Below are 19,931 nucleotides of genomic sequence, written 5' to 3'. Positions count from 1 at the left end.
ACGCTCGCTGGCGCTCACGGCTCAACCAACGACATCTCCGCGCCCCGCATCTGCGAAGATGCGGGGCGTGAGCACTTCGACCCCGGAACGTACCAACGCTCTTGACCGGTTCTTCCAGATCAGTGCCCGCGGCTCGACCGTCGGGCGCGAGGTCCGCGGTGGCGTGGTCACGTTCTTCACGATGGCCTACATCGTCGCGCTGAACCCGCTGATCCTCGGGTTCGCGGAGGACGTCAACGGTGACCTTCTCGGCGGCAACGGCGGCGACAACCTGGCCGCGATCGCGGCGGGTACGGCGCTGGTGGCGGGCGTGATGACGATCCTGATGGGCGTCGTGGCCAACTACCCGCTGGCGCTGGCGACCGGGCTCGGGCTCAACGCCTTCGTGGCTTTCTCGATCGCGAGCCAGATGACCTGGGCCGACGCGATGGGGCTGGTGGTGATCGAGGGTCTGGTGATCCTCGTGCTGGTGCTGACCGGGTTCCGCGAGGCCGTCTTCCACGCCGTGCCGCGTGAGCTCAAGACCGCGATCTCGGTCGGCATCGGTCTGTTCATCGCGTTGATCGCCTTCGTCGATGCCGGGGTCGTGCGCCGCATCCCCGACGCCGCGAACACGACCGTTCCGGTGCAGCTGGGTCCGACGGGGCAGCTCGCGGGCTGGCCGGTGCTGGTCTTCGTGATCGGCCTGGCCCTGGTGATCACGCTGTGGGTGCGCAAGGTACGCGGCGCGATCCTGATCTCGATCGCGGCGACCACGGTGCTCGCGATCGTCGTCGAGGCGATCGCCGGGATCGGCAAGGGCAGCGCAGAGAACCCGACCGGCTGGGCGCTCAACGTGCCGGCCTTCCCGGACAAGATCGTCGACTGGCCCTCGTTCGCGACGCTGGGCGAGTTCAACCTGCTCGGCTCGTTCGAGAACGTCGGCATCGTGACCGCGGTGCTGCTGGTCTTCACGCTCATGCTCGCCGACTTCTTCGACACCATGGGCACGATGACCGCGATCGGCTCCGAGGCGGGGCTGCTGCGTGCGGACGGCACTCCGCCGCGTACGCGCTCGATCCTGGTCGTCGACTCGCTGGCGGCCGCGGCAGGTGGCGCCGGTGGCGTCTCGTCCAACACCTCCTACGTCGAGTCGGCCTCCGGCGTCGGCGAGGGCGCCCGCACCGGTCTGGCGGCGGTCGTGACCGGTGTGCTCTTCCTGCTCACCACGTTCCTCTCCCCGCTCGTCGAGATCATCCCGTCGGAGGCGGCCGTGCCCGCCCTGGTGCTGGTCGGCTTCCTGATGATGCAGCAGGTCAAGGACATCAACTGGGCCGACGTTGACATCGCCATCCCGGCGTTCCTGACGATCGCGCTGATGCCGTTCACCTACTCGATCTCGGTCGGCATCGGCGCCGGCTTCCTGGCGTTCGTGCTCATCAAGATCGTCCGCGGCAAGGCCAAGACCGTCCACCCGCTGATGTGGCTGGTCGCGGTCATGTTCGCCGTCTACTTCGCGATCCACCCGATCTCGAGCTGGATCGGCTGATGGACCCGTCCACCCCGCAGCCTCTGCGCGAGGTGGTCGCTCGCGACATCCGTCGCAAGATCATGGCCGGCGAGCTGGCTCCCGGCGACCGGCTGCGCGAGCAGGCGCTCGCCACGGAGTACGGCGTCTCCCGCGTGCCCGCGCGCGAGGCGCTGCACGTGCTGGCGCAAGAGGGATTCGTGGACACGGTCCCGCGGCGGGGCGCGACGGTGGCGTTCCCGTCAGCGCAGCGGACCCGCCAGCTCATGGTGATCCGGGAGAACCTCGAGGTGCTGGCCGCCGGCCTGGCGGCCCGGCGCCGCGGTGGCGACCAGGGCGAGGAGCTCACCGAGGTGCTCGAGCTCGGCACTCGTGCGACGGCCACCGGCGACTACGCCGCGCTACCGGAGCTGATCGCCCGGTTCCACGACGCCATCGGGATCGCCTCCGGCAACGACGAGCTCGCCAAGATGACCCGGTCGCTGCGGATGCAGGTGCGCTGGGTCTTCGAGATGCAGCTCGAGGAGCGCTCGGGCCAGTCGTGGAAGCACCACCAGGAGATCGCCGAGGCGGTCCTGGCCGGAGACCAGGAGCGGGCCGAGTCCTCGATGCGCGCCGATGTCACCCGTGACGCCGACCTCCTCGTCGACCTGCTGGTGGCTCGCGCGGAGCGCCAGCGACCCTGACCGCGGCGTAACCAGACCGGCCGTCGTCTGAAACGGGGACGAAACCGTGCGCTGTTTGTATACAAGAATGATCGAACGGTATACGGAGCCGCCCGTGCTGGTGGCCGGCAACAGCGTCACCAGGTCGTTCCCCAACGGCACCACCGCGCTCGCCGAGGCGAGCTTCGAGATCCGCGCGGGTGAGTTCGTCTCCTTCGTCGGGCCCTCGGGCTGCGGCAAGTCGACGATGCTCCGCATGGTCGCCGGCCTCGACGTGCCCACCAGCGGCAGCGTCGAGCGCGGAGAGGGCGAGATCGGCTACGTCTTCCAGGACGCGACGCTGCTGCCGTGGCGTACGGCCTTGGGCAACGTGCTCCTCCCGCTGCGGCTCGCCGGGACCAAGAAGGCCGAGGCCGAGGAGCGGGCACGCGCGGCGCTCGAGGTCGTCGGTCTGGCGGCGTACGCGGACCATCGGCCGGCCCAGCTCTCGGGCGGGATGCGGATGCGGGTCTCGATCGCACGCTCGCTGGTCCAGCGGCCGGAGCTGTTCCTCTTCGACGAGCCGTTCGGAGCTCTCGACGAGATCACCCGCCAGGACCTCAACAGCCAGCTCGACACCCTGATGGCGACCGACCCGTTCACCGGGATCTTCGTGACCCATTCGGTCCCCGAGGCGGTCTTCCTCTCCGACCGGGTGCTGGTCTTCTCCTCCCAGCCGGGACGGATCGTCGCCGACGTCCGCATCGACCTGCCCCGACCGCGACCCGAGGGGCTGCGCTTCAGCACCGAGTACGCCGACCTGTGCCGCCAGGTCTCCGACGCGCTCGCCGGCGCCCACGGCAGCACCGAGGAGGCGGCATGACCACGCTGGTCGAGACCAAGCCGGAGACCCGCGCGCTGACGACGGTCCCGTTCCTCCGCTTCGACCCCGGCCACGGCAGCCGGACCGTACGCTGGGTCGCCCCCGTCCTCACCCTGGTGGTCGTCCTCGGTGTCTGGACGCTGGTGAGCACCCAGCTCCTCTCCCCCACCCGCCAGTTCCTGCTGCCCTCGCCCTGGGAGGTGCTCGAGGCGGGCTTCCTGGAGCAGGCCGGCCGCACCGAGATCTTCACCGCGCTGTGGTCGACCACGAAGGTCGCCCTGGTCGGTCTGCTGCTGGCGATGGCGATCGGTGTCTTCTTCGCGATCGTGATGAGCCAGGCGCGCTGGGCGGAGGCGTCGTTCTATCCGTACGCGGTGATCCTGCAGACCATCCCGATCCTGGCGATGGTGCCGCTGCTCGGGTTCTGGTTCGGCTACGAGTTCACCTCGCGGCTGGTCGTCTGCGTGCTGCACTCGCTGTTCCCGATCATCACCAACACGATGTTCGGCATCGCCTCGGTCGACGACAACCTGCACGACCAGTTCTCGCTCTTCCGCGCCTCACGGTGGCAGCGGCTCATCCATCTGCAGCTGCCCGCGGCGCTCCCGGCCGCGCTGGCCGGCTTCCGGATCTCGGCCGGGATGGCCGTGGTCGGCTCGATCATCGCCGACTTCTTCTTCCGGCAGGGGCAGCCCGGCATCGGCCGTCTGATCGACACCTACCGGCAGAGCCTCGACACCGACCTGATGATGGCCGCCCTGGCCGCCTCCTCGCTGGTCGGGATCGCCCTGTTCCTGCTCTTCGGCGCCGTCCTGCGCGCCGTCGAGGCCCACCGTTCACCTCGCCGCTGACCCCCACACTGGAGAGAACCCATGACGTACGCCCGTTGGACCCGGATCACCGCAACCACCGCCCTCGCCGCGCTCGCGCTCACCGGTTGCGGTGGCAGCGAGGAGGCGATCGGCGACCCCGACGCCCCGAAGGGATCGCTCGCCGCCGCCTGCCCGTCGACCGTGGTCATCCAGACCGACTGGTACGCCACCCCCGAGCGTTCCCCCGCCTACAACCTGATCGGCCCCGACGGAGAGATCGACGTCGACAAGGGTGCCTACGTCGGCGAGATCGGCGACACCGGGGTCACCGCGGAGATCAGGCTCGGCGGGCCGTTCATCGGCGGCCAGCCGGTGACCGCGCAGATGTACACCGACGACACCATCGACCTGGGCGTGGTCGCCACCGACATCGCGATCCGCGACTACGAGAAGTTCCCCACCCGCGGGGTGTTCACGATGATGCAGAAGTCGCCGTTCATGGTGATGTTCGACCCGGCCAAGTTCCCCGAGGTCAAGACCTGGGACGACGTGAAGGCGACCGGTGCGCCGGTGCTGCACGCCCAGGGCGTCAGCTGGGTCGACTACCTGGTGCACGAGGGCCTGGTCGACGAGAAGCAGCTCGACGGCTCCTTCGACGGCAGCCCGAGCCGGTTTGTCGCCGACGACGGCGCGCTGTTCCAGCAGGGCTACGTCAGCAACGAGCCCTACCGCTGGGAGCACGACGTCGCCGAGTGGGCGAAGCCGACCGCCCATCTGATGCTCGACGACGCCGGCTACCAGGTCTACCAGCAGGCGTACGCGGTCCGGGCGGACGACGAGGAGACGCTGAGCCCGTGCCTGGAGGAGCTGGTGCCGCTGCTGCAGCAGTCGGAGATCGACTACCTGAAGGACCCGAAGCCGGTCAACGACACCCTGATCGAGATCGCCGACGCCATCAAGGACGGTCCCCCGATCACCCCCGGCGGCAACGCGAACTCGGTGAAGGTCCAGGTCGAGGAGGGGCTCGTCGCGAACGGCCCGGACGGCGCGTACGGCAGCTTCGACGTCGCGCGCGTCGACAGCGTGATCGAGGCCATGACCGCGGTGCTCGAGGACGGCGGCAAGGACGTCCCGGAGATCACCGGCGACGAGCTGGTCACCAACGACTACATCGATCCCGAGATCAAGCGTTGAGCACTCCGGTCGCACGCATTCTCGGGGCCCGTACGTCCACCGGGCTGGTCGATCTCGGGATCGACGGCGGCCGCGTCTCGGCGGTCTCCGGCCCGTCCCCCATCGGGCCGGAGACCGTTCTGGACGCCGCCGGGGCGGTCGTGATGCCCGCCTTCGTCGACGCCCACGTCCACCTCGACAAGGCCCACCTGCTCGGCGCGGGTGGGCTCGAGCCCACCGGCCCGGGCGTGGGCCCGGCGATCGCGCTGATGCAGGAGGTGCGGCGCAGCCAGCCCGCGGGGATCGTCGAGGTCGGCGCCCGGCGGGGTGTGGAGTCGCTGGTGCGCCACGGGGTCGTGGCCGCGCGGGCGCACGTCGAGGTCGACGCCGACATCCGGCTCGACCTGCTCGACCTGCACATCGCGCTGCGCGAGGAGAACGCCGAGCGGATCGACCTGCAGCTCTCGGTCTTCCCGCAGAACGGGCTCTCCCGCGAGGTGACCGCGCTGATGAGCGCCGCGCTACGGCACGGCGGCGGTGTCGTCGGCGGCTGTCCCTACGTCGACGACGACCAGGAGGCCCATCTCGACACCGTCTTCGGCCTGGCCGAGCGGTTCGGGCTCCCGGTCGACCTGCACCTCGACTTCGACGACGACCCGTCCGGGTCGATGGTCGCGGCCGTCGCCGAGCGCACCCGTGCCCTCGGCATGCAGGGACAGGTCACCCTCGGGCACGTCACCAAGCTGGCGGCGATGCCGGTGGACGAGCAGGAGGTGGCGTACGCCCTGATGGCGGAGGCCGGGATCTCGCTGGTCGTGATGCCGGCGACCGACCTCTATCTCGGCGGGGCCGGCGAGCCCGGCAGCCGCAGCCTGGCTCCGCTGGAGCGTGCCCACGCCGCCGGGGTGCGGGTCGCGGTCTCGAACAACAACCTGCACAACGCCTTCTCGCCCTATGGCAACGGCAACCTGCTCCAGGCAGCGTGGACCGCCGGGCTGACCCGGCAGCTGGTCGGTCCTGCGATGCTGGACCTGCTCGTCGCCTCGATCACCGACCACCCGGCCGGGATCCTCGGGCGGGACCCGCACGGCACCGCCGTGGGCGACGTCGCCGACCTGGTGGTCCTGGACACCGACGAGCCGCACCTCGTCGCGCTGCAGGTGCCCTCGGTCCTGACCTCGATCCGGTCGGGGGCGCTCGTGCACGAGCAACGAAGCATTCGTACGCAGACCATGGAGGTCACCTCATGACCGGCAGCAGGACACTTCGCAACGCCACCCTGGCCGACGGCTCCCGGGTCGACGTCTCGGTGGCCGACGGGAGGATCTCGGCGATCTCGCCCGCGTCCGGGGCGGCCACCGGCGCAGACCTGGACCTGGGCGGCGCGCTCCTCCTACCGGCCCTCGTCAACGGTCACGCCCATCTGGACAAGACGCTGGTCGGCTCCGGTTGGCAGCCGCACCGCCCCGGTACGACCGTCCGCGAGCGGGTCGCGGCAGAGCACATCCTGCGCGGCGAGGTCGGCGTGCCCGTGGTGGACCGCGCTCGCGCGCTCGCGGAGCAGATGATCTCGTTCGGCACCGGGACGGTGCGTACGCATGTGGACATCGACCCCGACGTCGGCCTGGCCGGGCTGGAGGCGGTCCTGGAGGTGCGCGAGGCGCTCCGCGACCGGCTGCGCATCGAGATCGTCGCCTTCCCGCAGAGCGGGATCACCACCTCGCCCGGCACCCAGAAGCTCCTCGACGAGGCGCTGGCCGCGGGCGCGGACCTCGTCGGCGGGCTCGACCCGGACGGCTTCGACGGCGACGCCGAGGCCCACCTCGACGTCGTCTTCGGTCTCGCCGCCCGGCACGGTGCCGGCGTCGACATCCACCTCCACGACCTCGGCGCTCCCGCGGTCCGTCAGTACGAGCTGATCGCCGAACGCACCCGCGCCGAGGGGCTGGGCGGACAGGTGAACGTCAGCCACGCGTACGGCCTCGGCTCGATCCCGCTCGAGGAGGCCCGCCGGGTCGGCGGGCTCCTCGCCGAGGCGGGTGTCTCGGTGCTCACCAATGGGCCCGCCGGGCCGATGCCGCCGGTGCTGGCGCTGCGCGAGGAGGGGGCCACGGTCTGGTCCGGGTCCGACAACATCCGCGACGCCTGGTGGCCCTACGGCGACGGCGACATGCTCGCGATCGCCCGCCAGGTCGCCTACCAGTCCGGCTTCCGCACCGACGAGACCCTCGCCGTCGCGCTCGACCTGGTCACCGACGCGGCCGCACAGGCGCTCGGGCTGGAGGCGTACGGCATCGTCGTCGGCGCTCCGGCGGACCTGTTGGTCCTCGACGTGCCGACACCGGCCGCCGCCATCGCCGCCGGCCCCACCTCGCGGACCGTCCTACATGCCGGCGAGGTGGTGGCGACGCGCGTCGAGACCGTCGAGGTCAGCCCAGCATGTCCTTGACGAGCGGCACGACCTGGGTGCCGTAGAGCTCGATCGAGCCCATCAGGTCCTCGTGGCGCACCTGGCCCTGGTCGTACTTCAGGTCGAAGCGGTCGACGCCGAGCACCTTGATGGTGCCGGCGAGCTTCCGGGCGACCGTCTCCGGCGAGCCGACGTAGAGGGACCCGCCCTCGATCTCGCGCTCGAAGTCGCCGGGCGAGGGCGGCGGCCAGCCGCGCTCGCGACCGATCTGGGTGCGCATCGCGAGCCAGCCCTCGTAGACGGTCTCGCGCGCCAGCTCGTCGGTCGCCGCGACGAACCCGGGCGAGTGGACGGCGACGCGCTGGCGCTGCACCCCGAACTCGTCCTGGGCGCGCTCGAAGAGGTCGATGTAGGGCGCGAACCGGTCGGCGGGACCGCCGATGATCGCCAGGAACAGGCCGAAGCCGTGGCGGGCGGTGCGTACGACCGACTCCGGGCTCCCGCCGACGCCGACCCAGGCGGTCAGGCCGTTCTCCGTGCGCGGGAAGACCTCCTGGTCGGTGAGCGCCGCGCGGGTGCGGCCCTCCCAGGTGACCTTCTCCTCCTTGAGCAGGGCGGCGAGCAGCTCGAGCCGCTCCTCGAAGAGCTCTTCGTAGTCGGCGAGGTCGAAGCCGAACAGCGGGAACGACTCGGTGAACGACCCGCGCCCGGCGACGATCTCGGCGCGGCCCTGGGAGACCGCGTCGAGGGTGGCGAACCGCTCGAAGACCCGCACCGGGTCGTCGGAGCTGAGCACTGTCACCGCGGAGCCGAGCCGCAGTCGCTCGGTGCGGGAGGCGACCGCGGCGAGCACCATCTCCGGGCTGGAGACGGCGAAGTCGCGGCGGTGGTGCTCGCCCACACCGAAGAAGTCGAGGCCCACCTGGTCGGCGAGCACGCCCTCCTCGACGATGTTCCGGATCACCTGCGCGTGGTGCTGCGGCTTGCCCTCGGCGTCGCGGGTGACCCCGCCGAAGGTGTCCAGGCCGAACTCGATGTCAGTCACGCCGTTGAAACATCAACCAGTCGTGACGCATTCCCAGGGGCCTGCCGGGACCTCGTGGGTCTCGCCGGCCAGGTGGCGCCACAGGGTGCCGCCGCGCTCCAGGTCGAGCCGCCCGTCGGGGCAGGCGTCTAGCGGTACGTCCCGGCCGAGCGCCGTGACCGACGCGAGCACGCGGTGCGGGCCCAGGAGTCCGGGCGCCAGCGAGCTCGCGTCCAGGTCGAGGGACTCGACCAGGAGCGGGCACCCGTCGTCCAGATGGGCCGACCAGGTGGTGGCCACCCGGCCGGGGCGCTCGCCGTGACGGCCGAGGACGAGGGTCTCGCGCAGGGCGAGCCTCGCCGTGGGAGCGAGGGTGACCCGGGTGTCGCGGGTGACGTCGGCGCCGGCGGAGACCACGAACGGCTCCCCCGCCCAGACCAGGCCGGCGTTGGCGGCGAGGGTGATCGCGACCGTCCAGGACGCGTGGCCGCCGTCCATGTCGTAGGCGACCGTCCCGGTCGGCTCGACCAGCGTCAGGGTGGCGCCCTCCCCCACCTCGACCTCGACCGTGACCTGGTCGCCGGCGAGGAGCATCGCGCCGTCAGGGACCAGCGAGATCCGCGCCGAGCGGGCGTCGCTGGCGAGCAGCATCGGACGCAGCGCCGGAGCCGTCGCGGGTCCGGTGACGTCGGTCTCCACACGCACCCGGCCGCCGTCGACCGCCCCGACCCGCACCCGGGTCAGGGAGCCCGTGGCGAGCTCAGGCGTGCTGATGGTCATGCTCATGGACATGGTCATGGGTGTGGCTGGTGCCGTCCGCGTGGAAGTGGGGCGCCATCGGCCCCGGGTCGGCCGGAACCAGGGCGCCTCCGCGGTGCCGGGTCAGCTCGGACCTCACCCATGTCACCAGCGCCTCCACCGAGGCCGGATCGGTGCGCGAGAGCGCGATGACCGGACGGCCCTCACGGACCGACCCCGCGTCGGAGACCATCGCGACCGGGTCGACACCGACGTACGGGGCGAGGTCGGTCTTGTTGACCACGAGCAGGTCGGCGCGCTCGATGCCGGGGCCGCCCTTGCGGGCGACGTCGCCACCGCCGGCGACGTCGATCAGGAAGATCTGGGTGTCGACCAGCGCCGGAGAGAAGGTGGCGGTGAGGTTGTCGCCGCCGGACTCGACGAGGACCACGTCCAGCGGCGCGAAGTCCTCCTCGAGCTCCTCGACGGCGATCAGGTTGGCGGTGACGTCGTCACGGATCGCGGTGTGAGGGCAGGCGCCGGTCTCGACGGCCCGGATGCGGGCCGGGTCGAGCACGCCGGCGGAGCGGAGGAAGCGGGCGTCCTCGTCGGTGTAGATGTCGTTGGTGACCACGCCGATCTCCAGATCGGCGGACAGCTCCCGGCACAGGAGCGCGATGAGCGAGCTCTTGCCGGTCCCGACCGGACCGCACACGCCGATGCGCAGCCCCCTGTCGTTCTTCGTCCCGTTCTTCGTCTCGGTTTCAGGCACTGAACAACCTCCTGGTCGTGTCGGCGTGGGTCTGGGCCCACAGGTCTAGCTGGGGCGCACTGGGCGCCGGGATTTCTGGGGGCTCGGTGAGCGGGGCGACCTCCGTGGCGAGCCGCTCGGCCTCGGGGAGCAGCTCGTGCACCCACGAGGTGGCGTCGAGCGGGTCGAGGGGCAGCAGCTTGAGGGATGCCGAGGCGACGGTCTGCAGGTCGTCGTACGCCACCAGCCGGCCCAGCGAGGCCGGCGCGATGCCACCGGTGGCGGCCGCAGCGGCCAGGACGAGGGGGCGGCAGGGCCGCCCGATCCCGGCCACATCCATGACGTGCGGCGAGTCCGGGAACAGGCGCCTGACCAGCCGTAACAGCGCACGACCGAGGGTGCGCGAGGTGTCGCGCATCGCGGCCGAGGGCGTGCGGGCCGCCCAGGCGTCGTAGACCGGCTCCAGCGGCAGACCGGCGCGCAGCCGATGCAGCGCGACCACCGCCGTGCCCGCCTCGACCCGCACGACGCTGGCCAGGCGCGACCGCATGAAGACCGGCACCTGCTCGGCGGTGAGCCCGGAGCGTACGGCTGCCTCCAGCTGGCCCGACTGGGTGTGGCCGGCGACCGGGAGGCGGGCGTCGGCGAGCAGCATCATGAGCAGGTCGTCGGACATCGGGCTCAGAACATCGAGTAGAGCTGCGTCAGCGGCAGCTCGGTGGCGGGGGCGGGCTCGATCAGCTCGCCGTCGACGTGGATGCGGAACGTCTCGGGCTCGACCCTGATCTCGGGGGTCGCGGAGTTGTTGACCATGTCGGCCTTGCCGATCTCGCGGGTGGGCGAGATCCCGACAAGACGGCGGCGCAGGCCGAGACGGTCGGCCAGCCCGGCCTCCAGCGCGGCCGGCGCGACGAACGAGACCGCGTGGTCCGCTCCCGGCCCCACCAGCGTCGGCCGCATGAGCACCGGCTGCGGGGTGGGGATGGAGGCGTTCGGGTCGCCGAGGGCGCCCCAGATCAGGGCGCCGGACTTCATCACGACCTCGGGCCGGATGCCGAAGAACCGCGGGTCCCACAGGACCAGGTCGGCCATCTTGCCGGGCTCCACGGAGCCGACCTCGGCGGCGATCCCGTGCGCGATGGCGGGGTTGATCGTGTATTTCGCGACGTACCTCTTGGCTCTGATGTTGTCCGCCTTCCCACCCAGCGAGCCGAGCCGGGCCTTCATCGCGTGGGCGACCTGCCAGGTACAGCAGACGACCTCGCCGATGCGGCCCATCGCCTGGGCGTCGGAGGAGGTGATCGAGAGCGCGCCGAGGTCGTGCAGTACGTCCTCCGCGGCGATCGTGGTCGCCCGGATTCGCGACTCGGCGAAGGCCAGGTCCTCGGGCACCCGCGGGTTGAGGTGGTGGCAGACCATCAGCATGTCGAGGTGCTCGGCGACGGTGTTGACGGTGTGCGGCAGGGTCGGGTTGGTGGAGCCGGGGATGACGTACGGCAGCGAGGCCACCGAGAGGATGTCGGGCGCGTGCCCTCCCCCGGCGCCCTCGGCGTGGAAGGCGTGGATGGAACGGCCGGCGATCGCGGAGACCGTCGACTCCAGGTAGCCCGCCTCGTTGAGCGAGTCGGAGTGGAGCGCGACCTGCAGGCCGTGCTCGTCGGCGGCCTTGAGGGCGGCGTCGATGGCGGCTGGGGTCGAGCCCCAGTCCTCGTGGACCTTGTAGGCGGCGGCGCCGGCCAGCGCCTGCTCGGCGAGCCCGGCCGCGGAGACGGTGTTGCCCTTGCCCATCAGCAGCAGGTTGACGGGCATGTCGTCGAGCGCGCGGTGGATGGTCTCCAGGTGCCACGGTCCGGGGGTGACCGTGGTGGCCTTGGAGCCCTCCGAGGGGCCGGTGCCGCCACCGCCGACGGTGGTGATCCCGGTGGAGATCGCCTCGACGATCTGGGACCTCGACAGGAGATGCACATGGACGTCGATCGCCCCGGCGGTGAGGATCTTCCCCTCGCCGCTGACCACGTCGGTGCCCGGTCCGATCACCAGGTCGGGGTGGACGCCGTCGGCGATGTCGGGGTTGCCGGAGCGCCCCAGGGCGACGATCCTTCCGCCGCGGATGCCGACGTCGGCACGGACGATGCCCCAGTGGTCGAGCACGAGGGCGTTGGTGATCACCGTGTCGAGGGCACCCCCGGACCGCGGCACCGTCGACTGGTTCATCGACTCGCGGATCGACTTGCCACCGCCGAAGACCGACTCCTCGCCGCCCGCGGTCAGGTCGTCCTCGACCTCGATCCACAGGTCGGTGTCACCGAGGCGCACCTGGTCGCCGGTCGTGGGGCCGTAGAGCGCGGCGTACTCGCTCCTGCTGATCTCCACCATGCTCACTCACCGTCCTTCACCTGGATGTGCTTGATTTGTAGGCCGGGCACGACCCGGGCGCCCTTGAGCGCCACGATCGCGACCTCCCGGGACGCACCCGGCTCGAACCGGCGCGAGGTGCCGGCGGGGATGTCGAGCCGGAACCCCTCGGCCGCCTCGCGGTCGAAGTCGAGGGCGGAGTTCACCTCGGCGAGGTGGATGTGGGAGCCGATCTGGACCGGTCGGTCGCCGGTGTTGAGGACGACCAACGTACGTCGCTCCGACTCGCTCCGGTCGGTGTTGAGCCGGATGGTGCCGTCGGCGACGCGTACGGCTCCGGGACCGCTGGACTGCATGGACATCTCCGCTTCAGGCGATGGGCTGGTGGATGGTGACGAGCTTGCGGCCGTCGGGGAAGGTCGCCTCGACCTGCACCTCGACGATCATGTCGACCACGTCGGGCATGACCTGCTCGCGGGTCAGCACGGCGCGGCCCTGCGTCATCAGGTCGGAGACCAGGGCGCCCTCCCGGGCCCGCTCGATCACCCAGGTGGAGATCAGGGCGACGGACTCGGGGTAGTTGAGGAGCACCCCACGGGCGAGTCGGTCTCGAGCGACCATCCCGGCTACGGACAGCAGCAGCTTCTCGGTGTCGGACGGGGTCAGATGCATCTCGCCAACTCTCTGGACGGCCGGCCTAGACGGCCAGCTGGGATCGGACGTGATCGTGCGCCTCGGTGCCGCCGTCACCGCTCGCGGTGATCCGGCCGGACTCGAGGATGTAGTAGGCAGAGGCCGTACGCAGCGCGAACCCGACGTGCTGCTCGACGAGCAGCACGGTGAGGTCGCCGCGACCGGTGAGCTCGGCGATCACCCGCTCGATCTCGGCGACGACGTTGGGCTGGATGCCCTCGGTCGGCTCGTCGAGGATGAGCAGCCGCGGCCTGGTCAGCAGCGTACGCGCGATCGAGAGCTGCTGGCGCTGACCGCCGGAGAGCAGCCCGGCGCGTCGCCCGAGGAGGTCCTTCAGCGCCGGGAACAGGTCGATCATCTCGCTGATCCCGGCCCGGTCGCCGACCAGCTGGAGGTTCTCCAGCGCGGTCATGTCGCCGAAGCTCTGCTGGCCCTGCGGGACGTAGCCCAGACCTCGCTTGACCCGTGCGCTCGGTCGCAGCGCGGTGACGTCCTCGCCGTCGAGCAGCACCCGGCCGCTCTTGGCCCGGACCAGCCCGACCGCCGCCTTGAGCAGGGTCGTCTTGCCGGCGCCGTTGTGTCCCATCAGCGCCACCGCGGCGCCGGTCGGAACCTCGAGGCTGACCTCGTGGAGCACCGTGGTGCGGCCGTAGCCGCCGGTGACCGACTCGATCCTCAGCATCAGGCGTCCTCCCCTGTCGTCTCGGTGACGGCGGCGACGGTGTCACCCAGATAGACCCGCTGCACCTCGGCGTCCTCCCTGATCTCGGCAGCCGTGCCCTCCGCGATCACCTTCCCGGCATGCAGGACGGTGACGACGTCGGCGAACCGGCGGACGAAGTCCATGTCGTGCTCGATGACCACCACCGTCCGCTCCGGGCTGATCCGGCGCAGCAGCTCCCCGGTCTCCTCCCGCTCCTCGGCCGACATCCCGGCGACGGGCTCGTCGAGGAGCATCACCGAGGAGTCCTGCACCAGCAGCATGCCGATCTCCAGCCACTGCTTCTGCCCGTGCGAGAGCACGCCCGCGGGCCGGTCCGCCAGCTCTGTGAGCCCCACGGTCTCCAGCACCTCGGCGACCTGCTCGGGTGTCCCGCGCCGCGGCAGCATCAGCCGCCACCGCGCCCGGTGCACTCCGGCGGCGATGTCGAGGTTCTGCAGCACGCTGAGCTCCTCGAAGACCGTGGCGGTCTGGAACGTACGTCCCACCCCGAGGCGGGTGATCCGGTGCGATGCCAGCGTGAGCAGATCGCGTGTGCGATAGCGCGCCTCACCACTTCCGCTCGCCAGGCCGGTCAGGGCGTCCACGAGGGTCGTCTTCCCGGCGCCGTTGGGGCCGATCAGGAAGTGCAGCCGGCCCGGCTCGAGGGTCAAGGACACCCCGTCGATCGCCACGAAACCGTCGAACTCGACCCGCAGATCGTTGACCTCCAGCACGTCGGTGCTCATGCCGTGACCTCCTCCGCCACTCGTGTCTCCGGCTCCCCGGACGACGTGGACTCCGTACGGCGCGAAACCAGACCTCTCATCAGCCCCAGCAGCTGCGCCAGCCCACCAGGCAACAGCAGGATGACCAGCACGAACAGGGCTCCCTGGAAGTAGGACCACGACCCCGGGAAGGCCTCGGAGAGCGAGGTCTCGGCGTACCCGACCAGGAGCGCGCCGACGGCCGGACCAAGCAGCGAGGCCCGCCCGCCCAGCGCGACCCCGGCCAGCAGCCCGATGGAGGCGACCACGCCGACGTCGTCGGGCGAGACGATCCCGGCGATCGGCACGAAGAGCGCGCCGCCGATGGAGGCGAGGACGGCCGCGATGACGTACGCCGCCAGCTTGACGTTGGCCGGGTCGGTGCCCAGGAACCGCACCCGCTCCTCGCCGTCACGCACCGCGACCAGCAGCTCACCGAAGCGGGTGCGGTAGAGCCAGGCCATCACCAGGATCGAGACCAGCAGGATCCCGGCGGCGATGAAGTAGAGCATCCGCTTGTTGGCCGGATCGAACAGGGCGTACCCGAAGAAGCCCTGGAAGTTGTTCAGCCCGTTGGCACCGCCGGTGGTCTTCACCTGGCCGACGAGCAGGATCGCGAAGGCGGCGGCGAGCGCCTGGCTCAGGATGGCGAAGTACGCCCCCTTGATCCGCCGCTTGAAGACCGCGAGCCCCAACATGCCCGCCACCAGTGCCGGAAGGATGAGGATGACGACCAGCGCGAGCCCGCCGTTGCGCAGCGGCTCCCACCAGCCCGGCACCGTGGCGTCGCCGTAGAGCGCCATGAAGTCCGGAACCCCGCCGGGGCCGGCGTCGGCGAGCTTGAGGTGCATCGCCATCGCATAGGCGCCGATGCCGAAATAGAGCCCCTGGCCGAGCACCAGCATCCCGCCACGGCCCCACGCCAGACCGATGCCGACCGCCGCGATGGCGTAGCAGCAGTACTTCGCGAGCAGGCCGAGGCGGAAGTCGGACAGGACCGCGGGGGCGAGGACGAGCAGGGCGACCGCGAGCAGCAGCCAGCCGACGTACGGATAGGCCCACTTGAGGTTGGAGAGTCTCATGCCAGGCTCCTGGTCCGGACCGAGAGGATGCCCTGCGGGCGCAGCTGCAGGAACGCGACGATCGCCAGGAAGACGATCACCTGGGCGACCGAGCCGGTCAGGGCGTGGGCGAGGAACGCCTGCAGCAGGCCGATCCCGAGAGCCGCGACGATCGTGCCCTTGAGGTGCCCGATGCCGCCGACCACGACCACCAGGAACGCCTGCACGATGTAGGACGTGCCGAGGTTGGGGCCGGTGGACCCGAGCAGCGTGAGCGCCACCCCGGCGACACCGGCCAGGCCGGACCCGATGAAGAAGGTGGCCCGGTCGGTGCGGCGGGTCGAGATGCCGATGGTCTCGGCGAGGTCGCGGTTGCCGACGGTCGCCCGGATCTGCCGCCCGAGGGCGGTGAACCGGAGCACCGCCAGCAGCGCGGCCACGCACGCGGCGGCCAGGACGATGATGAAGAGCCTGGTCAGCGGGAAGTCGTAGCCCAGGATCGGGATCGACCCGTCCAGCCAGCTCGGCGCGGGCACCTCCTTGGCCGGGGCCCCGAAGATGTCACGCGCGACCTGCTGCAGGACGAGGCCGACGCCGTAGGTGACCAGCAGCGTGTCCAGCGGACGGGCGTACATCCACCGCAGCACGCTCGCCTCGAGCGCCAGCCCGAGCAGCCCGCCGATCACGAACCCCACGGGGAGCGCGATCAGCAGACTCAGCTCGGTGCTGGCGACGATGGTCGAGACGACATAGGCGGTGTACGCGCCGGCCATGATGAACTCGCCGTGGGCCATGTTGATCACACCCATCTGACCGAAGGTCAGGGTGAGGCCGAGGGCGATGAGGAGCAGGACCGCACCGGCGGAGATGCCGGTGAAGACCTGGGCGAGGAGCGCGTCCAACGGGCTAGTTCTTCCACCAGTCGTAGGACTTCAGGTAGGGGTCCGGCTCGATCGGCTCGTCGCTCGACCAGACCGTGTCGATCAGACCCTCGGAGTTCACCTGGCCGATGAGCGCGGTCTTGGCGATGTGGTGGTTGTCGCCGTTCACCTCGACGGTGCCCTCGGGTGCGTCGTAGGTGACGCCGTCGGAGGCGTCGATGACGTCCTCGACCGCGAAGGAGTCGGCCTTCTCGACCATGCCCTTCCACAGGTGCAGCGAGGTGTAGGCCGCCTCCATCGGGTCCGAGGTGACCGCCTTGGCGCCGTTGGCCGCCTTGAAGTCGGTCACGAACTTCTGGTTCGCCGGGCTGTCGATGGTCTGGTAGTAGTTCCAGGCGGTGTACTGCCCCTCGAGGTTGCCCACGCCGACGCCCGGGACCTCCTCCTCCGCGATCGAGACCGAGAGCACCGGCATCGCCGAGGCGGTCAGGCCCTTGCCCTTGTACTCCTTGAAGAAGGCCACGTTGGAGTCGCCGTTGAGGGTGTTGAAGACCGCGTCCGCGCCGGCGGCCTTGACCTTGTCGACGACCGTGCCGAAGTCGGTCGAGCCCAGGGGCTGGTACTCCTCGCCGAGGACTTCGATGCCGTTGGCGGCTGCGTACTGCTTGATGATCTTGTTGGCCGTGCGCGGGAAGACGTAGTCGGAGCCGACCAGGAAGATCGACTCGATCTTCTTCTCCTGCTTGAGGAAGTCGAGAGCGGGGATGATCTGCTGGTTGGTGGTCGCGCCCGTGTAGAAGATGTTGTGCGAGGACTCCAGGCCCTCGTACTGCACCGGGTAGAAGAGCAGCGCGTCGTTGCCCTCGAAGACCGGCAGCATCGCCTTGCGCGAGCTGGAGGTCCAGCCACCGAAGACGGCCGCGACGCAGTCGTCCTGGATCAGCTTGGTCGCCTTCTCGGCGAAGACGGTCGGCTCGGACTGGCCGTCCTCGCTGACGATCTCGAGCTTCTTGCCGAGCACGCCGCCGTCGGCGTTGATCTCCTCGGCCGCCATGGACAGGGACTTGAAGACGGTCGTCTCGCTGATGGCCATCGTCCCCGACAGGGAGTTGAGGAAGCCGATCTTGATGGTGTCGCCGCTGGTGTCGACGCAGCTCTCGCTGGTCGCGGTGTCACCGGTCTTGGCGCCGCCGCAGGCGGTCGCGGTCATGCCCAGGGCGAGCACCGAGCTGGCCGCGAGGAGGCGGCTCGAGAATTTCGTACGCACGGGATGGGGGTCCTTCCATCGGACAATTGCTCTCGAATGGAAGGAATCTAGGGACGGGTTGTTTCGCGGATGTGTCGGACTCCGCGACGATTTGTTTCCAGATGGAAACGCCTTCAGTGGGCCGAGCTCAAGGCAGCTTCTCGAGCACGGTACGCAGATCGCGGGCGACCCTGGCGACGGCCTCGGTCTGCTGGCGGGCGCGGATCTCCCGGGCAGCCGAGGCGCCCACCGGCGAGAGCGCGACCACGGCGCGGCGCTTGTCCTCGGCATGGATCTTGCGCAGCACGAGCCCGCGCTCGACCAGCCGGTCGACGTGCCTGGTCAGCGTGCCGGCCGGGAGCGCGGCGGCGTCGGCGAGACGCGTCATCGTCTGGCCCGGATCGTCGAGCAGCACACTGAGGATGCGCCACTGCTCCGCGGTGAGGTCGAACTCGGCGTACGCCTCGGCGAGCGCTCGCTCGATCCGGCGCTGTGCCTGGGCGAGCAGCACGGCGAGATCCGTGACGGCCGTCTCGGCCACCTCCATGGCGTCCTCCCACGAATGTCTGCTGGATGCCCGCTGCGCCGAGGGCCCGACTCCCGTACCCTAACCATCCATCGGCTCAATGGTGAGTCATCCGTCCGCTTCAGCTGGTCTGGTTCGTCTGGGAGCAGGTGCCGATGTCTCCGCCGTCGTTCACCCCGGCGCCCCATGCCCTGCTGGGCCTCGCACCGCGTCCGCCGGGGGCTCTCTCGATCGCGTTCGTGGTGCCGATGCAGGGCCCGACCGGCATCTACGGCCCAGGCTGCCTGGCCTGCGGCGAGCTCGCCGCCGAGGAGCTCAACGCCGGCGGCGGGATCGCCGGAAGGCCGGTCGAGCTGGTCGCGATCGATGCGGGTCGGCCTCCCCACGAGGTCGCCGCCGAGGTCGCTCGGCTCGTCGAGCTCGGCCGGGTCGATGCCATCGCCGGCTGGCACATCTCCGCCGTACGCCAGGCGATCACCGCGCGCGTCGGCGGCCGGGCGCTGTACGCCTTCGCCGCCATGCACGAGGGCGGCGACGACACTCCTGGGGTCTTCATGATCGGCGAGCGCCCGGTCAATCAGCTGCTCCCCGCGACCGCGTGGATGCGCGCCAACCACGGCGCCTCCCGCTGGGCGGTGGTCGGCAACGACTACGTCTTCCCGCGCGTCACCGGGTCCACGGCCCGGGCAGCGCTGCGCGGGTCGCCCTCGGAGGTCGTGAGCGAGACGTACGTCCCACTGGGGACCCGTGACTTCGCCGGCGTGCTGCGTGGCCTCGAGGGCGGCGCGCAGGACGGGGTGATCATGCTGTTGATGGGGCAGGACGCGGTGCACTTCAACCGCCAGTTCGCCGCCGCCGGGCTGAGCCAGTCGTTGACCCGACTGAGCCCCGCGGTCGAGGAGAACACCCTGCTCGCCGGTGGCGCCGGCGCCAACGCCAACGTCTTCGCGGCCGCCGCCTACTTCGACGGCCTCACCACCCCCGAGTCGGCCGACCTGGCCGAGCGCTACTACCGCCGCTTCGGTGAGTACGCGCCCTCCCTCAACGCCGTGGGCGAGTCCTGCTACGAGTCGCTGATGTTCCTGCGCCAGATCGGCGACGCCTGCGGCGGGCTCGAGGTCGATCCCGCGCTGCGCCTCACCGACCACCACAGCTACTCCAGCCCCCGCGGCCTCATGCGGATGCACGGCAACCTCGTCGACCAGGACGTCTACATCGCCGCCGCCGACGGCCTCCGCTTCGAGATCCAGGAGCAGATCGCGTACGCCTCCTGACGCCTGCTTCGGTCCGTTGACTTCGAGTGCGCTCCAACTCCTAGCGTGCGCGGCATGACCTTCGAAAACCCTGCCCAGGACCCCATCTCCCGCGCCGCCCGCCACGACCACGGACGCGAGATCCTCGACGCGATCGACGGCGAGGCCGGTGCTCGAGTCATCGACGCGCTGGCCGACATCGCCCCGGAGCTCGGCCACCAGGTCGTCGCCTGGGGCTTCGGCGAGATCTACGCCCGCCCCGGCCTCGAGCCGCGGGACCGACAGCTCGTCACCCTCGGCATGCTCACCGCCCTGGGTGGCTGCGAGCCCCAGCTCGAGGTCCACATCAACGCCGCCCTCAACGTCGGCCTGACCCCTGAACAGATCATCGAGGGATTCCTCCACTCCGCGGTCTACTGCGGCTTCCCCCGCGCACTGAACGCCACCTTCACCGCCAAGAAGGTCTTCGCCGAACGCGACCTCCTCCCCCTCGCCTGAGCGCGACAT

The 19,931-nt window shown here is 70.6% G+C and carries 22 protein-coding genes; 9 read left to right on the top strand and 13 right to left on the bottom strand.

Annotated elements, in window-relative coordinates:
• Positions 1-58: 58 nt before the first annotated feature.
• From ACW14X_RS25385 to ACW14X_RS25355, 7 genes are all read left to right on the top strand, one after another.
• A complete protein-coding gene (locus ACW14X_RS25385; protein ID WP_457163747.1) occupies positions 59-1,528 on the top strand; it encodes an NCS2 family permease in 1,470 nt (489 codons plus the stop codon).
• Positions 1,528-2,193, top strand: a complete 666-nt coding sequence (locus ACW14X_RS25380) for a GntR family transcriptional regulator (protein ID WP_350842880.1) — start codon at positions 1,528-1,530, stop codon at positions 2,191-2,193. The genes ACW14X_RS25385 and ACW14X_RS25380 overlap by 1 nt, the downstream gene beginning before the upstream one ends.
• A gap of 67 nt (positions 2,194-2,260) precedes the next feature.
• The gene (locus ACW14X_RS25375) at positions 2,261-3,034 is read left to right on the top strand and encodes an ABC transporter ATP-binding protein (RefSeq protein WP_457163746.1); all 774 of its coding nucleotides are present in this window, start codon (positions 2,261-2,263) and stop codon (positions 3,032-3,034) included.
• Positions 3,031-3,885, top strand: coding sequence for an ABC transporter permease (locus tag ACW14X_RS25370; protein ID WP_457163745.1), 855 nt, complete (start codon positions 3,031-3,033; stop codon positions 3,883-3,885). The genes ACW14X_RS25375 and ACW14X_RS25370 overlap by 4 nt, the downstream gene beginning before the upstream one ends.
• 21 nt (positions 3,886-3,906) lie before the next feature.
• A complete protein-coding gene (locus ACW14X_RS25365; protein ID WP_160022214.1) occupies positions 3,907-5,040 on the top strand; it encodes an ABC transporter substrate-binding protein in 1,134 nt (377 codons plus the stop codon).
• Positions 5,037-6,269, top strand: coding sequence for an amidohydrolase family protein (locus ACW14X_RS25360; RefSeq protein ID WP_160022212.1), 1,233 nt, complete (start codon positions 5,037-5,039; stop codon positions 6,267-6,269). The genes ACW14X_RS25365 and ACW14X_RS25360 overlap by 4 nt, the downstream gene beginning before the upstream one ends.
• Positions 6,266-7,468, top strand: coding sequence for an amidohydrolase (locus ACW14X_RS25355; RefSeq protein WP_457163744.1), 1,203 nt, complete (start codon positions 6,266-6,268; stop codon positions 7,466-7,468). Before ACW14X_RS25360 ends, ACW14X_RS25355 begins: the two co-directional genes overlap by 4 nt.
• On the opposite strand, the gene ACW14X_RS25350 is transcribed toward ACW14X_RS25355, so the two are convergent.
• The 13 genes from ACW14X_RS25350 to ACW14X_RS25290 all read right to left on the bottom strand — a co-directional run bounded on the left by ACW14X_RS25350 (position 7,449) and on the right by ACW14X_RS25290 (position 18,192).
• Positions 7,449-8,474: an Atu2307/SP_0267 family LLM class monooxygenase gene (locus ACW14X_RS25350; protein WP_160022208.1), complete on the bottom strand. Its 1,026-nt coding sequence runs from the start codon at positions 8,472-8,474 to the stop codon at positions 7,449-7,451. The genes ACW14X_RS25355 and ACW14X_RS25350 overlap by 20 nt on opposite strands.
• Positions 8,475-8,486: 12 nt before the next feature.
• Entirely contained in the window at positions 8,487-9,239 is a 753-nt protein-coding gene (locus tag ACW14X_RS25345) for an urease accessory protein UreD (protein ID WP_457163743.1), read from the bottom strand.
• Entirely contained in the window at positions 9,214-9,963 is a 750-nt protein-coding gene (gene ureG, locus ACW14X_RS25340; protein ID WP_160022204.1) for an urease accessory protein UreG, read from the bottom strand. The genes ACW14X_RS25345 and ureG overlap by 26 nt, the downstream gene beginning before the upstream one ends.
• Positions 9,956-10,618 carry an urease accessory UreF family protein gene (locus tag ACW14X_RS25335; RefSeq protein ID WP_457163742.1) on the bottom strand — a complete coding sequence of 221 codons (663 nt, stop codon included), beginning with the start codon at positions 10,616-10,618 and terminating at the stop codon, positions 9,956-9,958. The genes ureG and ACW14X_RS25335 overlap by 8 nt, the downstream gene beginning before the upstream one ends.
• A 5-nt stretch (positions 10,619-10,623) precedes the next feature.
• Positions 10,624-12,318, bottom strand: a complete 1,695-nt coding sequence (locus ACW14X_RS25330) for an urease subunit alpha (RefSeq protein WP_457166087.1) — start codon at positions 12,316-12,318, stop codon at positions 10,624-10,626.
• Between the two features lie 2 nt (positions 12,319-12,320).
• Positions 12,321-12,659: an urease subunit beta gene (gene ureB, locus ACW14X_RS25325; protein WP_457163741.1), complete on the bottom strand. Its 339-nt coding sequence runs from the start codon at positions 12,657-12,659 to the stop codon at positions 12,321-12,323.
• A 7-nt stretch (positions 12,660-12,666) separates the two neighbouring features.
• Positions 12,667-12,969, bottom strand: coding sequence for an urease subunit gamma (locus ACW14X_RS25320; RefSeq protein WP_457163740.1), 303 nt, complete (start codon positions 12,967-12,969; stop codon positions 12,667-12,669).
• 25 nt (positions 12,970-12,994) lie between these two features.
• The gene (locus ACW14X_RS25315; protein WP_350842861.1) at positions 12,995-13,672 is read right to left on the bottom strand and encodes an ATP-binding cassette domain-containing protein; all 678 of its coding nucleotides are present in this window, start codon (positions 13,670-13,672) and stop codon (positions 12,995-12,997) included.
• Positions 13,672-14,439, bottom strand: a complete 768-nt coding sequence (gene urtD, locus ACW14X_RS25310; protein ID WP_457163739.1) for an urea ABC transporter ATP-binding protein UrtD — start codon at positions 14,437-14,439, stop codon at positions 13,672-13,674. The genes ACW14X_RS25315 and urtD overlap by 1 nt, the downstream gene beginning before the upstream one ends.
• A complete protein-coding gene (urtC, locus tag ACW14X_RS25305) occupies positions 14,436-15,539 on the bottom strand; it encodes an urea ABC transporter permease subunit UrtC (RefSeq protein WP_457163738.1) in 1,104 nt (367 codons plus the stop codon). The genes urtD and urtC overlap by 4 nt, the downstream gene beginning before the upstream one ends.
• On the bottom strand, positions 15,536-16,420 hold the full coding sequence (gene urtB, locus ACW14X_RS25300; RefSeq protein ID WP_160022194.1) for an urea ABC transporter permease subunit UrtB: 885 nt from the start codon (positions 16,418-16,420) through the stop codon (positions 15,536-15,538). Before urtB ends, urtC begins: the two co-directional genes overlap by 4 nt.
• Before the next feature lie 4 nt (positions 16,421-16,424).
• Positions 16,425-17,666: an urea ABC transporter substrate-binding protein gene (gene urtA, locus ACW14X_RS25295; RefSeq protein ID WP_160022192.1), complete on the bottom strand. Its 1,242-nt coding sequence runs from the start codon at positions 17,664-17,666 to the stop codon at positions 16,425-16,427.
• 127 nt (positions 17,667-17,793) lie between these two features.
• Positions 17,794-18,192, bottom strand: a complete 399-nt coding sequence (locus tag ACW14X_RS25290) for a MarR family winged helix-turn-helix transcriptional regulator (protein ID WP_457163737.1) — start codon at positions 18,190-18,192, stop codon at positions 17,794-17,796.
• 134 nt (positions 18,193-18,326) lie between these two features.
• Between ACW14X_RS25290 and ACW14X_RS25285 the strand changes: the two genes are divergently transcribed.
• Together ACW14X_RS25285 and ACW14X_RS25280 are read left to right on the top strand one after the other, a co-directional pair.
• Positions 18,327-19,445, top strand: coding sequence for a substrate-binding domain-containing protein (locus ACW14X_RS25285; RefSeq protein WP_457163736.1), 1,119 nt, complete (start codon positions 18,327-18,329; stop codon positions 19,443-19,445).
• Positions 19,446-19,499: 54 nt separating this feature from the next.
• Positions 19,500-19,922 carry a carboxymuconolactone decarboxylase family protein gene (locus ACW14X_RS25280; protein ID WP_457163735.1) on the top strand — a complete coding sequence of 141 codons (423 nt, stop codon included), beginning with the start codon at positions 19,500-19,502 and terminating at the stop codon, positions 19,920-19,922.
• Positions 19,923-19,931 lie beyond the last annotated feature (9 nt).

It is taken from the genome of Nocardioides sp. YJ-D4 (assembly GCF_054031495.1).
This window is presented reverse-complemented; position numbering and strand designations above follow the sequence as displayed.